Here is a 16,234-nt window from a genome sequence, read left to right as displayed (position 1 = left end):
ATCAAACTGATTTTTTGCCAATCAAATTGGTATTCCGTCGTTATCTGACTTTGCGAGCTCTGCGACTCTGCGAGAGTCACGTAGACGTTGTCAACGTGACCTACCGGTGATCGAGTGACGGATCCAGCAGGTCAGGTTGTGCGCAGCGCTACCTGATACTTCCAACTGTGTCTCTCTGTGTCCTCTGTGATGAACAGAGGTTTACTCAGTCGTGGATCCCGCCCCGGGTCAGCGCGGCCGGGTCCAGCAGTTTCTTCAGTTCATCCTCGCTCAGATCGGTCATTTCCATGGCGACCTCGATCACCGGGCGGTTCTCGGCGTAGGCGCGTTTGGCGATCGCCGCGCCTTTTTCGTAACCGATGACCGGGTTGAGGGCGGTGACCAGGATCGGGTTGCGATCCAGCGCGCTTTTAATCTGTTGTTCGTTGACCTTGAAGCCGGCAATGGCGCGATCGGCCAGCAGGCGGGCGGTGTTGCCCAGCAGCTGGATACTCTGTAACAGGTTGTAGGCGATCACCGGCAGCATGACATTCAGCTGAAAATTACCGGACTGGCCCGCGACGGTGATGGTGGTGTCGTTGCCGATCACCTGGGCGCTGACCATGGCGGCGGACTCGGGGATCACCGGATTGATCTTGCCCGGCATGATGGAGCTGCCCGGTTGTAATGCCGGTAATTCGATCTCGCCCAGCCCCGCCAGCGGGCCGCTATTCATCCAGCGCAGATCGTTGGCGATCTTCATGATGCTGACGGCGACGGTCTTGAGCTGGCCGCTGACTTCCACGGCCGTGTCCTGACTGGCCAGTCCGACAAAGGCATTGGGCATGGCGCAAAAATCAATGCCGGTCTGTTGTTTCAACGCGTTGGCCACGCCCTTGCCAAAATCGGCGTGGGCGTTGACCCCGGTACCCACGGCCGTGCCGCCCTGGGGCAGCGCCTGCAGACGTGGCAAGGTGGATTCGAAGCGCGCAATGCCATCGCGAATCTGATCCCGCCAGGCATGGAGCTCCTGTTGCAGGGTAATCGGCATGGCATCCATCAGGTGGGTGCGGCCGGTCTTGACCACGTCCTTGAGTTCGTTGCCCTTGTGATCGATCGTCTGGGCCAGGTGCTGTAACGCCGGCAACAGTTGCTCGTGAAGTTCCAGCGCGGCACTGACCTGCAGGGCCGTGGGGATCACATCGTTGGAGCTCTGGCTCATGTTGACGTGATCGTTGGGATGTACCGTCAGCGTGCCATCACTGGCCAGGTGCGCGATCACCTCGTTGGCGTTCATGTTTGTGCTGGTGCCCGAACCGGTCTGAAAGACATCGATGGGAAACTGATCGTCAAACTCGCCGGCGGCGACCTGCAGGGCCGCTTTTTTTATGGCCTCGGCCCGGGCGCTGTCCAGCAAGCCGAGTTGCCGGTTGGCTTCGGCGCAGGCATGTTTGATCAGCCCCAGTGCGCGGATAAAGGCGCGCGGCATGACCAGTCCGCTGACGGGGAAGTTATCCACCGCGCGCTGGGTCTGCGCGCCGTACAGGGCATCGGCCGGGACCCGCAGTTCACCCAGGCTGTCTTTTTCGGTTCGGTAGTCTTGGCTCATCGATTTTCCTGTCAGGCTGATTCGCGAACTTCCCAGTCGCGGATTTTCTCTTCCACGACACGCCATTTTTCATCCGGCTCCAGCTCCAGCATGATGTCCTTGTTCAACACCACCGATTTGCCATTGCGGGCGGACAGGGTTTCCTCGACCTCGAAAGCGAGTCGGCGCAGGGCCTGGGTCTTGATTCTAACCACTTTATAGCTAAGGCGGGCGAGCAGGTCGTGCTCGAATTCGTTTTTGCGCCGCTGGCACCAGCCGTCATAGTCGATGGTCTCGTGGCCGGGCACGCCATAGACCCGGACATAGGGCGAGACCAGGGCCATATGTTTTTCCAGATCCTGCAAGGCCACGGATTTGCTCATGTTGTCGAGCCACTGATAGATCGCTTGTTCCTGAGACATGCTAAAACCCGATTTGTCTGACTGTGTGACTGTCTGCCCGGGTCGGGTCTATCCCCTTGCGGGATGCCAACCGGTCCACAGTTTTTAATTTTAGTTGCTGATTTTAAAGAATAATTATGCCTTTGTAATCCGTCCGCCGACGGGATTTTTCTTGACCTTGTCGCGTAAAACGTCGATCATACGCGGCTTTAAATTGGGGGATGGGGTAGAATACCCGTAACATCTTCATTTAGCTGCAAAAATATAGACAAGGATCCCTATGAAAGACGCGGACAAAAAACGCCTGTTGCGGGAAATGATGTTCTTCCGCCGCTTCGAGGATCGCACGTTCGAAGCCTATATGGAACGCAAGGTCGGTGGCTTTTTGCATCTCTACTCGGGCCAGGAAGCCGTGGCCACCGGGGTACTGGAGATGGCCAATGTCGGCAAGGGCCAGGAAAACGATTACGTCATCACCGGCTATCGCGACCATGTTCATGCCATCAAGACCGGCGCCCAGCCGCGTGAAGTCATGGCGGAGCTCTACGGCAAGGAGACCGGTTCCTCGAAGGGCCGCGGCGGCTCCATGCACATCTTCGATGCCAGTCAGAATTTCATGGGCGGTTACGCCCTGGTCGGTCAGCCGTTTCCGCTGGCCGCCGGCCTGGCGCTGGCCGCCAAGCACAAGGGCACCAAACAGATCGCGATTTGTTTTCTGGGTGACGGCGCCAACAACCAGGGCACCTTCCACGAGACCCTGAACATGGCCTCGGTCTGGGAACTGCCGGTGCTGTTCGTGTGCGAGAACAACCTCTACGCCATCGGCACCCACATCGATCGTTCCACCGCCGTGCGCGATCAGTACAAGCGCATCTGCGCCTATGACATGAAGGCCAGCCAGCACGACGGCATGGACATCGACACCGTGATGGACGCGGCCAAAGAAGCGGTCGATTACGTGCGCAAGGAACAAAAACCCTATTTCATTGAATTTATGACCTACCGCTATCGCGGCCACTCCATGTCCGACGCCAAGGGCTATCGCACCAGGGACGAGGAAGAAGAGTGGATGCAGCGCGATCCCATCCGCCTCTACAGTGAGCGGCTGATCGAGGCCGGCGTCGTTACCGATGATGAGATCAAGGCGATGGACAAGGCGATCGATGACGAAATCGAAAACGACATCATCAAGTTTGCCGAAGAGAGTCCGGAACCGAAGGTCGAGGATCTGAACAAATACGTACTGGACGATAACCCGGATCCGCGCTGGGTCGGGCCACTGCATAAATAAGAGGATTGACAACAATGGCAGAAACGGCATATTGGGAAGCGATCCGCCGGGCCCACGATGAAGAGATGGCGAACGATCCGATGGTCATCGCCATGGGCGAGGACATCGGCGTCGTTGGCGGCACCTACAAGGCCACCTACGGCCTGTACGACAAGTATGGTCCGCAGCGCATCATCGACACCCCCATTTCCGAGAACTCCTATACCGGGATCGGTATCGGCGCTTCCATGGCCGGCATGCGCCCGGTGATCGAGATCATGTCCATCAACTTCGCGTTGCTGGCGCTGGATACCCTGATCAACGCGGCCGCGAAAATTCGTTACATGTCCGGCGGCCAGATCGCCTGCCCGATCGTCATGCGCACCCCGGGCGGCACCGCGCATCAGCTGGCGGCCCAGCACTCGGCCCGCCTGGCGCGCATGTTCATGTCCACTTCCGGCCTGCGCGTGGTCACCCCGCGCGGCCCGCTGGACGCCTACGGCATGCTCAAATCGGCGATTCGCTCCAACGACCCGGTGATCATCATCGAGCACGAGCAGATGTATAACCTCAAGGAAGACATTCCGGATGAGGAATTCTTCCGTCCGCTGGAAGGCGCCGAGGTCGTGCGCGAGGGCAGTGATATCACCTTAATCGGTTACAACTTCAGCGTGCACCTGTGCCTGGAAGCGGCCAAGCGCCTGGAAGCCGACGGCATCAGCGCCGAGGTCGTCGACCTGCGCGCCCTCAAGCCGATCGATCGCGAAACCATCCGCACCTCGGTGGAGAAGACCCACCGCGCGGTGGTGGCCGAGGAAGACGAAGCCCCGGTCGGCGTCGGTTCGGAGATCATCACCGGCATCATCGAGGACTGCTTCTTCGCCCTCGATTCCCAGCCCGTGCGGATCCACGCCGCCGACGTCCCGGTGCCGTATAACGCCAAACTGGAAAAAGCCGCGATCCCGAGCGCCGACGACGTCTACCACGGCGCCCTCAAGGCCCTCGGCAAGATCTAATAAAAAAGGGCCGAGGGACGAGGGACGAGTGCCGAGGAAAAGACCTGTGTTAATGCACAAGCCGGTCGTTTCTGACAGACTCCATCGTGCCGTTCCTCGTCCCTCGTTACTCGTTACTAGGAACTAGTGGTTATGGCTGAAGCTTATACGATTAAAATGCCCCAGCTCTCCGACACCATGACCGAAGGCGTGGTGGTCAGCTGGGAGAAGAACATCGGCGACAAGGTCGAGCGCGGCGATATCGTCGCCACGGTCGAGACCGACAAGGCCATCATGGACGTGGAAGTGTTCCGCGCGGGTTACCTGTCCGGGCCGCTGCAGCCGGTGGATGCCACCATCCCGGTCGGTGAGGCGATGGGTTACCTGGTCGCCAGTGCCGACGAGGTGCACTCCGAAGGCGACGCCCCGGTCGCCAGTAGCGGTGGCGAAGCCGCCCCGGCCGGGGAAGCCGCCGCCCCCGAGGCCGAACAGGCCGCCGCGCCCGCCGAAGCTGCGAATGTTGAAGTGGCCCCGGCCGAGGACGCCCACACCATTAAAATGCCCCAGCTCTCCGACACCATGACCGAGGGCGTCATGGTCAGCTGGGAGAAAGCCATCGGCGACAAGATCGCCCGTGGCGACGTGGTCGCCCAGGTCGAGACCGACAAGGCGATCATGGACGTGGAAGTGTTCCGCGACGGCTACCTGTCCGGCCCCATGGCCGAGACCGACGCCACCATCCCGGTGGGCGAGGCGATCGCCTACCTGGTCAACGAACCGGACCAGGTCGTCGACAGCAAGAAAGCCGCCAGCAGTGCCGCCCCGGCGGCCGCCGCGGCCGCGAGACCCAAATCCGAGCCGGCCGGCACCGCCAAGGCCAAGACCCGCATCGCGGCCCAGCCGCACGGCGCCACCCCGGCGCCGCGGCCGAGCAACAAGAACGCGACCCCGTACGCCCGCCAGCTGGCCGGCGCCCACGGCATCGATCTCAACAGCGTGCCGGGCAGCGGCCCGGGCGGCGCCATCGTCGCCGCCGACGTGCTCAACAGCAACATCCAGAAGTCCACCACCCAGCGCATCTACCAGGTGCCGGGCGAAGGGCGGCCGATGACCGCGATGGAAAAGGCCGTGGCGCACAACATGGAATATTCGGTTTCCATGCCGCTGTTCCGCGTCACCAGCCACATCGATCCGAGCGCGCTGAAGACCACCTCCAAGGCCAAGGGCTTCTCGCTGACCGTGACCCTGGCCAAGGCCGCCGCGCTGGCCATCGACAAGCACCCGGTGATCAACGCCGTCTACCAGCATGAAGATCGCATCGTCGAGCGCGAGCAGATCGACATCGGCCTGGCGGTGGAAACCGAAGGCATGGGCCTGGTGGTACCGGTGCTGCGCGATGCCGGCAACCGCGAGGTGGCCGACCTGGCCGCCGGCTGGAAGGATCTGGTGGACCGCGCCCGCGCCCGCCGCCTCAAGCCGGACGAATACTCCAACCCGACCTTCACCATCTCCAACATGGGGATGCTGGGCGTCAGCCAGTTCGACGCGATTCCCTCGCCGGGCACCTCGGCGATCTTCGCGATTGCCACCGTCGGCCCGCAGGGCATGCCGGTGACCATCACCGCCGATCACCGCATCGTCAACGGCGCCGACGCCGCCAAGTTCCTCGGCACCTTCAAGGAACTGGTCGAGAACCCGACCTGGCTGGATGCCGCCGCCGCGCCGGCAGCGGGTATGGCGGCCAGTACCGGCAGCGCCAGCACGACCGCCGCCGCCCCGGCCAGTGAACCGAGCTTCAAGCTGCCCGAGGGCGACTGGGATTACGACGTGGTCGTCATCGGCGGCGGCCCCGGCGGCGAGGACTGCGCCCGGGATCTGAAAGACCACGGCTACAAGGTCGCCATGATCAACGACTCGCCGTTCCCCGGCGGCGAATGCCTGTGGCGCGGCTGCATTCCCTCCAAGGCGTGGCGCGCGGCGGCGGACAAGATCCGCGATCGCGCCCACGACAAGCTGCTCGGCATCAAGGGCACCGCCAAACCCGAGCTGGATTTCCCCAGCCTGGAAAAACACCGTCGCGGCGTGCTCGAAGAGCGCGGCAAGATGGCGCTCAACACCGACAAGGGTGTGAAGATCGACGTCATCCAGGGCTTCGCCCGCTTCGAGGACGATCACACCGTCAGCGTCGACACCGGCGGCAACCAGAAAGACCCGCACACCCGCGCCCCGATGGGCGACGGCAAGAACACCAAGAAGATCACCTTCGGCGCGGCGGTCATCGCCACCGGCGCCCCGCCGTTCGTGCCGCCAATCCCCGGCGCCGACACCGGCGTGGACAATGGCGGTGTGCTCACCTCCGACACCGTCTGGGGCCTCAAAGACGCGCCCAAACGCCTGGGCGTGATCGGCGGCGGCGCCATCGGCGTCGAGATGGCGCAGATCTTCCAGGACTTCGGCGCCAAAGTGCTGCTGCTCGAAGGCAACGACCGCATCCTGGCCGAAGTCGAGTCGGAAGTGGCCAAAAACCTCACCGCCGTATTGAATGACGACCCGCGCCTGAGCATCGAGACTTCCGTCAAGGTCAAGGAACTCAAGGGCGAGCCGGGCAAGATGAAGATCGTCTACGAAGGCAGTGACGGCAAGGACCACACCTACAGCTGCGACTACGTGATCATGGCCACCGGCAAGCGCCCGGTGCTGGATCCGCTGCAGCTGGACAGGGCCGGCGTCGAAACGGACAAAGGTGTCATCAGCGCCGATGCCCAGTGCCGCACGAATGTGCCGCACATCTTCGCCGTCGGCGATGTCATCGGTGGGTTAATGCTCGCTCACACCGCCGGCCAGCAGGGCCGCGTCGCCGCCATGACGATGGCGGGTGAATCTGCTGCCTACGACCAGGCCAGGGACTCGGGCGTCATCTTCACCCGCCCCCAGGCCGCGTTCGTCGGGCTGTCGTCGGACCAGGCCAAAGAGCAGGGCATCGACGCCGCCGAGATCAAGGTGCCGATGAGCGTCGACGCCAAGGCCATGATCACCGGCGAGACCCAGGGGCTGATCAAAATCGTCGCCGAGAAGACCAGCCACCGGGTCATCGGCGTGCACTTCCTGGCCGATCACGCCGACACCCTGATCGGCGAGGGCGTGATGATGGTCGCCGGCGACCTGACCCTGGAACAGGTCGGCCAGGCCATCCACCCGCACCCGACCCAGACCGAGCTGTTCGGGGACCTGGCGCGGCGGCTGTCTTCACGGCTCAAGCGGGCTGAGAAAAGGGCGGCGAAGAAGAAATAGTCCTCTCCTGATCCCTCTCCCGAAAATATATCCCCCTCCCTCAGGGAGGGGGCCAGGGGGAGGGGGTAGGAGAGGGGATATTCAACCCCCCACACACCTGCAGTACAGAGGGACGCTTTGGCGTCCCTTTTGTTTTTGTGTCTCCGTCATTCCGGCGCAGGCCGGAATCTATTCCTCGAAATCCCGCAAATTTTGTCTAGTATTAGGGAATACCCTGATTTTCTTCGTGGATTGGGTGGGGTAGGGTTTGGTGAGGGAAGAGAAGAGAAGAGCGTATCTGATAGTAGTGTAAAACCTCGTTGTTATTCACTCCTGTAAATAATTTTACTCTGACACCAAGTGTCGCAACCTTAAAGCAAACAGATAGATAAAAGATAGAAAAATGACATCATCAATTAGCCATTCAATCAATGCTGCTGTTGTATATGATTTTGATGGAACTCTAGCTAAAGGGAATTGTGCTGAACATGGATTAATGAATGAGCTTGGAATAACGAATGCCAAAAAATTCTGGGAAAAAGTCTCGGATGAGACGGAAGACAGAGATGCGAGGGTGTTCAAAACTCTGTGTCACCGAAGCACTTATAGCTCAATATGTTTTTCCAGCCTGCCCTCAAAATGGATCGCCAGTTGCGAGAGGGTCAGGTTCCAGTTTTTCACCGGGTGCGTCCAGCGCTCGGACGCCTTGAGTATACCGGCATAGAGTAATTTGAGTAAGCTGTTTTCATTGGCGAACCCGCCCTTGGTTTTGGTCAGCTTGCGGAACTGACGATGCACGGCTTCGACGGCATTGGTGGTGTAAATGGCGGTGCGCACGTAGTCCGGATATTTGAAATAGGCCGATAGCGTAGGCCATTTACTGCGCCAGGACTGGATCACCATGGGGTACTTGTCACCCCATTTGGCTTCCAGTTCATCCAGGGCTGTCTCGGCGGCATTGAGGGTGGCGGCTTTATAGACGGTTTTGAGATCGGCCATGAAGGCTTTGTGATTTTTCGAGCCGACGTACTTTAGCGAGTTTCGGATCTGGTGAATGATGCAGTGCTGGATCTCGGTATCGGGGTAGAGGCTTTCGATGGCCTCGGGAAAGCCCTTGAGGCCGTCCACGCAGGCGATCAGAATGTCCTTGACACCCCGGTTATGCAGATCGGTGAGCACGCTCAGCCAGTGGTGGGCGCCTTCGGTGTCCGACAGATACAGGCCCAGCAGCTCTTTTTTGCCGTCGATGTTCAGGCCCAGGATGGTGTAGATGGCCTTGCTAACATACCGGCCGTTCTCCTTGATTTTGTAATGGATGGCGTCGAGCCAGACAATCGGATAGATGGCCTCCAGGTCCCGTTCCCGCCAGGCGGCCAGCTCGGGCAGGAGCTTGTCGGTGACGGCATTGAGGGTGCCATTGGACAGCGCGATGCCGTACATGTCACCAATGTGGTCGCGGATGTCCTGATAGCTCATACCCAGAGCAAACAACGCAATGACCTTGCGTTCGAGCTCATCGGTCAGATGTGTCTGGTGCTTTTTGACCAGCTGCGGCTCAAAGGTCCCGGCCCGGTCGCGAGGGGTGTCCAACTCAAATGGCCCGGCGGCGCTTTTCATGGTTTTTGAGGTGCTGCCATTTTTGCGATTGGGCGTCTCTTGGGCGTCCAGATGCGTCTCCAGCTCGGCTTGCATGGCCGCTTCGGTGAGCTGCTTGATCAGCGGGGTGAGGACCCCGTCCTTGCCACTGAGGTCCTGGCCTTCACGCAACGCCTTGAGCGCCGCATCCATGTCGAAGTTGATTTGTTTTTTCATGTGTCATACCTTTTATAGACAGTTTAATGGAATGACACAGAATTCTGAACACTACCAGAGATGCTGACGGGATTTTAACCTATCTTGGAATGCTTGCTCTTCAAGCAAGAATTGTCAAAAAACGAGAAGAGTTAATGCCTGAAAAGCTGAAGCTTCACGGAGCTAAAATCCCGCTTTTCCCTGGAGTAGAAGAATGGTTTGAACGTATAAATCGCTATGCAAGTACACAGAATATACTTCTAGAACATTATATTGTTTCTAGTGGAATTGAAGAGATGATATTGGGTACGTCAATTGCTAAACACTTTAGACATATATTCGGGTGTAAATATCATTATGATCCTAAAAGTAGATATGCAAAATGGCCTGCTGTAGCTATTAATTATACAACGAAGACTCAGTTCATATTTCGTATCAATAAGGGGGTGCTTAACTGTTATAACGATGCGTCAGTGAATGAGTATGTAGAACGCGAGAGGAGACCCGTCCCTTTTGATCGTATGATATATGTGGGGGATGGCGATACTGATATACCATGTATGAGGTTAGTAAAAGAGCAAGGTGGATGTAGTATTGCAGTGTTTGATGTGGATAATTGGTATCAAGCTAGTAGTCAGGACAAAATTGAAAAATTAATAGCTGAAGATCGTGTAAATTATGCAGTGCCTGGGGATTATCAAAAAAATAGCCAGCTTGATGTAATGGTGAAAGGTGTATTAAGGAAGATTTCCCGCAAGGCTAGCGGATAGATGGTTAGGATAATATATATTTGATAATGAAATGGGTCGATCAAACATGGTGACACAAATATACACCGTGTATTATCGGTCTCTTTGAAAGTAGAGAAACTCGATGCAAGAACTAATAAATTCAATAAAAATTCATCTTTATGAAAGAACAACGAGACTGTAAATTAAATTGTGTAACTGCTCAAAGTCCCATACCCTTGATAATAAAGGAGAAGACACATGAGCAGAAGAACAAAAACCAAAACCGATCTCGACCCGCAGCTTGAAGAACTGGTCAAGGCAGTCAAAACGCCAGAACAGCTTGCCGCATTGACCCAGCAGCTTCAGCAAAAAGCCTTTGAGGCCATGCTCGAAGGCGAGATGACTGACCATCTCGGCTATCCCAAGCACGCCACAGCCGGCCACAACACCGGCAACAGCCGTAACGGGTATAGCGCCAAAACCCTCAAAGGCGAACAGGGCGCACTGACCCTCGATGTGCCTCGAGACCGTAACGGCGAGTTTGAGCCGCTCATTATTCCCAAGGGGCAGACGCGTCTGCCGATGTTCAACGATAAAATCCTGGCGCTCTACAGTCGGGGCATGAGTACCCGCGATATCGTTGCCATGCTACTAGAGCTCTACGGCGTCGAGGTTTCCCCTACGCTCATCTCCCAGGTCACCGCGCAGGTGATTGAGGAAGTGCAGCAGTGGCAGTGCCGACCGCTGGACGAGATCTATCCCATCGTCTATCTGGACTGCATCCACATCAAGATCCGCCAGGACAAGCGGGTCAGCAACAAGGCCATCTATCTGGCGCTGGGTATCAACCTGGACGGCCAGAAAGAACTGCTGGGGCTCTGGCTCAATGAGAACGAGGGGGCTAAGTTCTGGTTGTCCGTGTTGACCGAACTCCAGCAGCGGGGTGTCCGGGATATCTTTATCGCCGCCGTGGACGGTCTGACCGGCTTCCCCGAGGCGATCAATACCGTCTACCCCAAAACAAAAATCCAGCTGTGTATCGTCCACATGGTGCGCAACTCGCTGAAGTTCGTGGCCTGGAAACAGCGCAAGGCGGTCGCCGCGGATTTGAAAAAGATCTACACCTCCCTGACGGTGGCCGAAGCCGAGCAGGAGCTCGACGCCTTTGCGGCTCGCTGGGATGATCAGTTCCCGTCGATCAGTGCCAGCTGGCGGCGACACTGGCCCAACCTGATTACCCTGTTCGACTATCCGGATGACATCCGTCGGGTGATCTACACGACCAACGCCATCGAATCACTGAACAGCGTGATCCGCAAGGCGGTCAAAAATCGCAAGGTTTTCCCTAACGATGAATCCGCCCTCAAGGTCGTCTACCTGGCCATCCAGGCGGCATCGAAAAAATGGACCATGCCCATTCACCATTGGAAGAACGCGCTCAATCGCTTTATGATTGAATTCCCGGACAGAATGCCGGAGCAGTTCTAAGCGGGCAGTTACACAGAATTATTTACAGTCTCAGAACAACAAGTCCGTTATTCGGCACATTTGCGGTTTCTTGGGTGATTTGGAATTATAAATTTTTGGTCACAATATTCTCATCTTTAAGGGTGGATGAGAAATTTACTTATATATCAACATTTTTGTATCCAGATATCTATAAATGCTTATTGATTGGCGCTATCTATCCATTAGTCACGGCGATTGCTTTTATATTTATTTATCCGTATCCAGCTAAGCTTGTATATAGTTTTGCCAGAGAAAGACAAAAAGAATTAAAAGAGATAAAACAAAGAATAGAAGATGAGACACCTTTGACTCATGAGGAGTCGAGAAAAATCCGCAGAAAGATGGCGGTTCTAGAAATTGAGCATGAGAATGAGATAGAAAGAAAAAATGCAGAAATACAAAGATTAAAAGATCTGGCTGATGAGCTAAGCAGGGATAATGAGTCAGAGCCTAGAAGTGATAGCAAATTGTCTAGCGACAGTAAAATAGATGACATACCTATTGATTCACTAAATGAAGAGCAGTTGAGGTTGCTTGAACTTGTTTCAATAAATGACAAACCTTGGGATCGAAGGGGGTCGGTGACACATGGTAGTACGAATAATTCTCGTTTGTCACCGACCCCTTTTACGCCGTGAGCAGAGTGTTGCGCAAGAATCGTTAATCTATCGTAGAGAAAAAAGGGGCGTGCATGTGGAGTAAACAGATAATTATAGTATTACTGCTTTTTGCAAAGAGTCTATCCGCAGCAGAGTTCTTTATAACTAAGACTGATTCTGAGGCGCTGGAAATTGAAATGCAAGGAAATATTAGTGCGGGAGATTATGACCGTTTTATGAGTTTGGTTAGAAATAGTCCAGCAACATTCGTAAAGGCTGGAACTATAGTTTTAAATTCCAAAGGGGGCTCAGTATCTGAAGCATTACGCATAGCAAGGGTTGTTAATAAAGCATCTTTAATAACAATGGTAGATAAAGATGCGGTATGCGCAAGTTCGTGTTTTTTGATTTTTGTCGCTGGGTCGATTCGATATGGATCTGGAGATATTCTTATTCATAGGCCGTATCCGGAAAAAAAGGCATACGAAAACAACATCTTCTCAGATATATCCAAATCACATCAGTCAGCTATAGAGAATGTCAGGGAGTACTTGATAAATAATTCGGTGCCAACAAAAATAATAGATAAAATGATATCAAAATCATCAGTTGATTCATATCGCTTAACAATAAATGACAAGAAAGATATAGGGATAATGAGTCCAATGTTTGAGGAGGCGTCTATCGCGCAGTGCGGCTTATCTTCTAAATCGGTATTAAATCACGAAGGGACAAATAAACAATTTGTTTGTACACATAATATTAGCACAAAGTCGAGAATAGAGTTTGTTGAGAAAATAGTGGGCGAAAAGAGGTTGCGCGAAGAGCTCCGTCAATTATTGTTATCAGATGAATAAATAAAAGGGGTCGGTGACACATGGTAGTACGAATGATTCTCGTTTGTCACCGACCCCTTTAATATCGCCCGGATCCAGGACGATGGGATCAAACATTCACGCGGAGGCAGTAACGATGAAACATCGCAAAAAATCGAAGTATGTCCATGAAGGCCAGTATGTGGCCGAGGTTGATGTTGAATTGCTGGAAGACGACACGGGGTGGTCGCCGTATCTTAGCGTTGAAGATGCCTGCAAACTGGACGATGTGCGGGATGCCCTGCGACACGGGGATTTGGAATCAGCCGCCAAATATGGACGGATTTATGAACTCCGGCCGGTCGCGCATCAATAACACAAAGAACTGGACATGGGCTGAAAAATTCCGGGATAGATGTGATGAAGAAAATTGTGATCGGTATTATGCCGCAGGAAAAAATCCGCCAGAGAATGCTGGCAATCGCCAAGGGTGAATACAAGCCTAAAAAAAGCGAACCCAAAGTCTGGTTTACCTCGATGAAGTCAATGGCGGAAGTGCTGAGTGATAAAAATCGGAATCTGCTGCATGTGATTGCAAATCTGAAACCGGAGTCGATGCAGGACCTGGCAAAGGCAACTAATCGCCAACCGAGTAATCTGTCGCGCACGCTCAGGACACTGGAAAGCTATGGGTTTGTTGAGTTGAAAAAGAAAGACAAGCGGATTGTGCCGATAGCGAGGGCGACGGAGTTTGAGATTCATGCGGGCTGATGGGGATGAGGGTGATTAAATTGTAATCCCGAGGAGACTGTAAATAATTCTGTGTAACTGCCCGCTTAGAACTGCTCCGGCATTCTGTCCGGGAATTCAATCATAAAGCGATTGAGCGCGTTCTTCCAATGGTGAATGGGCATGGTCCATTTTTTCGATGCCGCCTGGATGGCCAGGTAGACGACCTTGAGGGCGGATTCATCGTTAGGGAAAACCTTGCGATTTTTGACCGCCTTGCGGATCACGCTGTTCAGTGATTCGATGGCGTTGGTCGTGTAGATCACCCGACGGATGTCATCCGGATAGTCGAACAGGGTAATCAGGTTGGGCCAGTGTCGCCGCCAGCTGGCACTGATCGACGGGAACTGATCATCCCAGCGAGCCGCAAAGGCGTCGAGCTCCTGCTCGGCTTCGGCCACCGTCAGGGAGGTGTAGATCTTTTTCAAATCCGCGGCGACCGCCTTGCGCTGTTTCCAGGCCACGAACTTCAGCGAGTTGCGCACCATGTGGACGATACACAGCTGGATTTTTGTTTTGGGGTAGACGGTATTGATCGCCTCGGGGAAGCCGGTCAGACCGTCCACGGCGGCGATAAAGATATCCCGGACACCCCGCTGCTGGAGTTCGGTCAACACGGACAACCAGAACTTAGCCCCCTCGTTCTCATTGAGCCAGAGCCCCAGCAGTTCTTTCTGGCCGTCCAGGTTGATACCCAGCGCCAGATAGATGGCCTTGTTGCTGACCCGCTTGTCCTGGCGGATCTTGATGTGGATGCAGTCCAGATAGACGATGGGATAGATCTCGTCCAGCGGTCGGCACTGCCACTGCTGCACTTCCTCAATCACCTGCGCGGTGACCTGGGAGATGAGCGTAGGGGAAACCTCGACGCCGTAGAGCTCTAGTAGCATGGCAACGATATCGCGGGTACTCATGCCCCGACTGTAGAGCGCCAGGATTTTATCGTTGAACATCGGCAGACGCGTCTGCCCCTTGGGAATAATGAGCGGCTCAAACTCGCCGTTACGGTCTCGAGGCACATCGAGGGTCAGTGCGCCCTGTTCGCCTTTGAGGGTTTTGGCGCTATACCCGTTACGGCTGTTGCCGGTGTTGTGGCCGGCTGTGGCGTGCTTGGGATAGCCGAGATGGTCAGTCATCTCGCCTTCGAGCATGGCCTCAAAGGCTTTTTGCTGAAGCTGCTGGGTCAATGCGGCAAGCTGTTCTGGCGTTTTGACTGCCTTGACCAGTTCTTCAAGCTGCGGGTCGAGATCGGTTTTGGTTTTTGTTCTTCTGCTCATGTGTCTTCTCCTTTATTATCAAGGGTATGGGACTTTGAGCAGTTACACAATTTAATTTACAGTCTCATCCCGAGCCGCTTTCAAATATGGGGTGCTACAATGCGATTCATTATTTTTCTGGTCTTGTCTGTATTAGTGGCTGGTATTGCTCATGCCGACGTTTTCTATTACCAAGCTCAATACCAAGGTGAAGGTAACAAACCTACCGACGTACGACAAATCATGCGCTTGGATGTCGAGGGGGCGAAGTTCACAATATTTCAAGGCAAACCCGATCCAAATGGGAAGCATGTCTTTCATCAATTCCAATAAAAGGGGTCGGTGACACATAGTAGTACGAATGATTCTCGTTTGTCACTGAAAATCATAAGTCGTCGCCTCCCCTGCGGAGGCATCCAGAGATAAACTCCGTGGGCTTACGCTCACAACAGAGGAGGCGCGACGATGACACTGTACTGCGGAATCGATTTGCATAGCAATAACAGCCTGGTCTCCTTAATTGATAATGATGATCGGGTTATTCGTGAACAGCGGCTGCCCAATGAGCTCGATACGGTCGTTGACCTGCTTGGACCCTATCAGTCCGATATCCAGGGCGTGGTGGTGGAGTCCACCTACAACTGGTACTGGCTGGTGGACGGGCTGATGGAGCAGGGCTATCCGGTCCACCTGGCCAATACCCTGGCCATCCAGCAATACAACGGCATCAAGTACACCAACGATGCCACCGATGCCCGCTATCTGGCCCAGCTGTTACGCCTGGGGATTCTGCCCACCGGTTATATCTATCCCAAAGCGATGCGCGCGATACGTGACTTGCTGCGCCGCCGGCTGCTGATGGTCAAGCAGCGCACCGCGCAAATCCTGAGCCTGCAAAGCCAGATCGGCCGCCACACGGGCCAGCGGCTGTCGGCGCTGCGCATCAAGCAACTGCAGCGCGCGGACCTGGCCGGCTATTTCACCGAGCCGGCGGCGTTACTGGCCGCGCAACAGGCCCTTCAGCTGAAACAACAGCTCGACAGTCAGATCGACGCGATCGAAACGCAGGTCCTGGCGGACTGTGCACACCAGGCCGACTATGCCCGGCTCACCAGCGCGCCCGGGATCGGCAAGATCCTGGGGCTCACCATCCTGCTGGAGACCGGACCCATCGAACGCTTTGCCCAGGTCGGCCACTACAATAAAAGGGGTCGGTGACACATGGTAGTACGAATGATTCT

General features: G+C 55.4%; 15 protein-coding genes. 11 read left to right on the top strand and 4 right to left on the bottom strand.

What is annotated here, in order from left to right:
* Positions 1-205: 205 nt before the first annotated feature.
* Complete coding sequence (locus U5J94_RS14640; RefSeq protein WP_322566359.1) at positions 206-1,588, bottom strand: class II fumarate hydratase; 1,383 nt, start codon at positions 1,586-1,588, stop codon at positions 206-208.
* A gap of 11 nt (positions 1,589-1,599) precedes the next feature.
* Positions 1,600-1,989 carry a hypothetical protein gene (locus tag U5J94_RS14635; protein ID WP_322566358.1) on the bottom strand — a complete coding sequence of 130 codons (390 nt, stop codon included), beginning with the start codon at positions 1,987-1,989 and terminating at the stop codon, positions 1,600-1,602.
* Between the two features lie 259 nt (positions 1,990-2,248).
* Here U5J94_RS14635 and pdhA point away from each other — a divergent pair, with 259 nt between their 5' ends.
* The 3 genes from pdhA (at position 2,249) to U5J94_RS14620 (ending at position 7,524) form a co-directional block, all read left to right on the top strand.
* Positions 2,249-3,259 (top strand): pyruvate dehydrogenase (acetyl-transferring) E1 component subunit alpha, encoded by a 1,011-nt coding sequence (pdhA, locus tag U5J94_RS14630; protein WP_322566357.1) that lies wholly within the window; start codon positions 2,249-2,251, stop codon positions 3,257-3,259.
* A 14-nt stretch (positions 3,260-3,273) separates the two neighbouring features.
* The gene (locus tag U5J94_RS14625) at positions 3,274-4,254 is read left to right on the top strand and encodes an alpha-ketoacid dehydrogenase subunit beta (protein ID WP_322566356.1); all 981 of its coding nucleotides are present in this window, start codon (positions 3,274-3,276) and stop codon (positions 4,252-4,254) included.
* 132 nt (positions 4,255-4,386) lie between these two features.
* On the top strand, positions 4,387-7,524 hold the full coding sequence (locus U5J94_RS14620) for an FAD-dependent oxidoreductase (protein WP_322566355.1): 3,138 nt from the start codon (positions 4,387-4,389) through the stop codon (positions 7,522-7,524).
* Positions 7,525-8,106: 582 nt separating this feature from the next.
* Here U5J94_RS14620 and U5J94_RS14615 read toward each other — a convergent pair.
* Entirely contained in the window at positions 8,107-9,315 is a 1,209-nt protein-coding gene (locus U5J94_RS14615) for an IS256 family transposase (RefSeq protein ID WP_322563898.1), read from the bottom strand.
* Between the two features lie 134 nt (positions 9,316-9,449).
* Here U5J94_RS14615 and U5J94_RS14610 point away from each other — a divergent pair, with 134 nt between their 5' ends.
* From U5J94_RS14610 to U5J94_RS14585, 6 genes are all read left to right on the top strand, one after another.
* Positions 9,450-10,064, top strand: coding sequence for a haloacid dehalogenase-like hydrolase (locus U5J94_RS14610; protein ID WP_322566354.1), 615 nt, complete (start codon positions 9,450-9,452; stop codon positions 10,062-10,064).
* A gap of 219 nt (positions 10,065-10,283) precedes the next feature.
* Positions 10,284-11,513: an IS256 family transposase gene (locus U5J94_RS14605; protein ID WP_322563789.1), complete on the top strand. Its 1,230-nt coding sequence runs from the start codon at positions 10,284-10,286 to the stop codon at positions 11,511-11,513.
* 74 nt (positions 11,514-11,587) lie between these two features.
* Complete coding sequence (locus U5J94_RS14600) at positions 11,588-12,172, top strand: hypothetical protein (RefSeq protein WP_322566353.1); 585 nt, start codon at positions 11,588-11,590, stop codon at positions 12,170-12,172.
* Positions 12,173-12,225: 53 nt separating this feature from the next.
* A complete protein-coding gene (locus tag U5J94_RS14595) occupies positions 12,226-12,990 on the top strand; it encodes a hypothetical protein (RefSeq protein ID WP_322566352.1) in 765 nt (254 codons plus the stop codon).
* Positions 12,991-13,105: 115 nt separating this feature from the next.
* Entirely contained in the window at positions 13,106-13,324 is a 219-nt protein-coding gene (locus U5J94_RS14590) for a hypothetical protein (protein ID WP_322566351.1), read from the top strand.
* Between the two features lie 44 nt (positions 13,325-13,368).
* Entirely contained in the window at positions 13,369-13,719 is a 351-nt protein-coding gene (locus tag U5J94_RS14585) for a MarR family transcriptional regulator (protein WP_322566350.1), read from the top strand.
* Positions 13,720-13,784: 65 nt separating this feature from the next.
* Here U5J94_RS14585 and U5J94_RS14580 read toward each other — a convergent pair whose 3' ends face one another.
* Positions 13,785-15,014: an IS256 family transposase gene (locus U5J94_RS14580; RefSeq protein ID WP_322563789.1), complete on the bottom strand. Its 1,230-nt coding sequence runs from the start codon at positions 15,012-15,014 to the stop codon at positions 13,785-13,787.
* A gap of 99 nt (positions 15,015-15,113) precedes the next feature.
* Here U5J94_RS14580 and U5J94_RS14575 point away from each other — a divergent pair, with 99 nt between their 5' ends.
* Both U5J94_RS14575 and U5J94_RS14570 read left to right on the top strand, forming a co-directional pair.
* Positions 15,114-15,326: a hypothetical protein gene (locus U5J94_RS14575; protein WP_322566349.1), complete on the top strand. Its 213-nt coding sequence runs from the start codon at positions 15,114-15,116 to the stop codon at positions 15,324-15,326.
* Between the two features lie 132 nt (positions 15,327-15,458).
* Positions 15,459-16,211 (top strand): IS110 family transposase, encoded by a 753-nt coding sequence (locus tag U5J94_RS14570; RefSeq protein ID WP_322566348.1) that lies wholly within the window; start codon positions 15,459-15,461, stop codon positions 16,209-16,211.
* Positions 16,212-16,234 lie beyond the last annotated feature (23 nt).

The organism is Thiohalophilus sp., assembly GCF_034522235.1.
Taxonomy (GTDB): domain Bacteria; phylum Pseudomonadota; class Gammaproteobacteria; order UBA6429; family Thiohalophilaceae; genus Thiohalophilus.
Note: the sequence above shows the minus strand (reverse complement) of the source record. Positions and strands in the feature narration are given on the sequence as shown.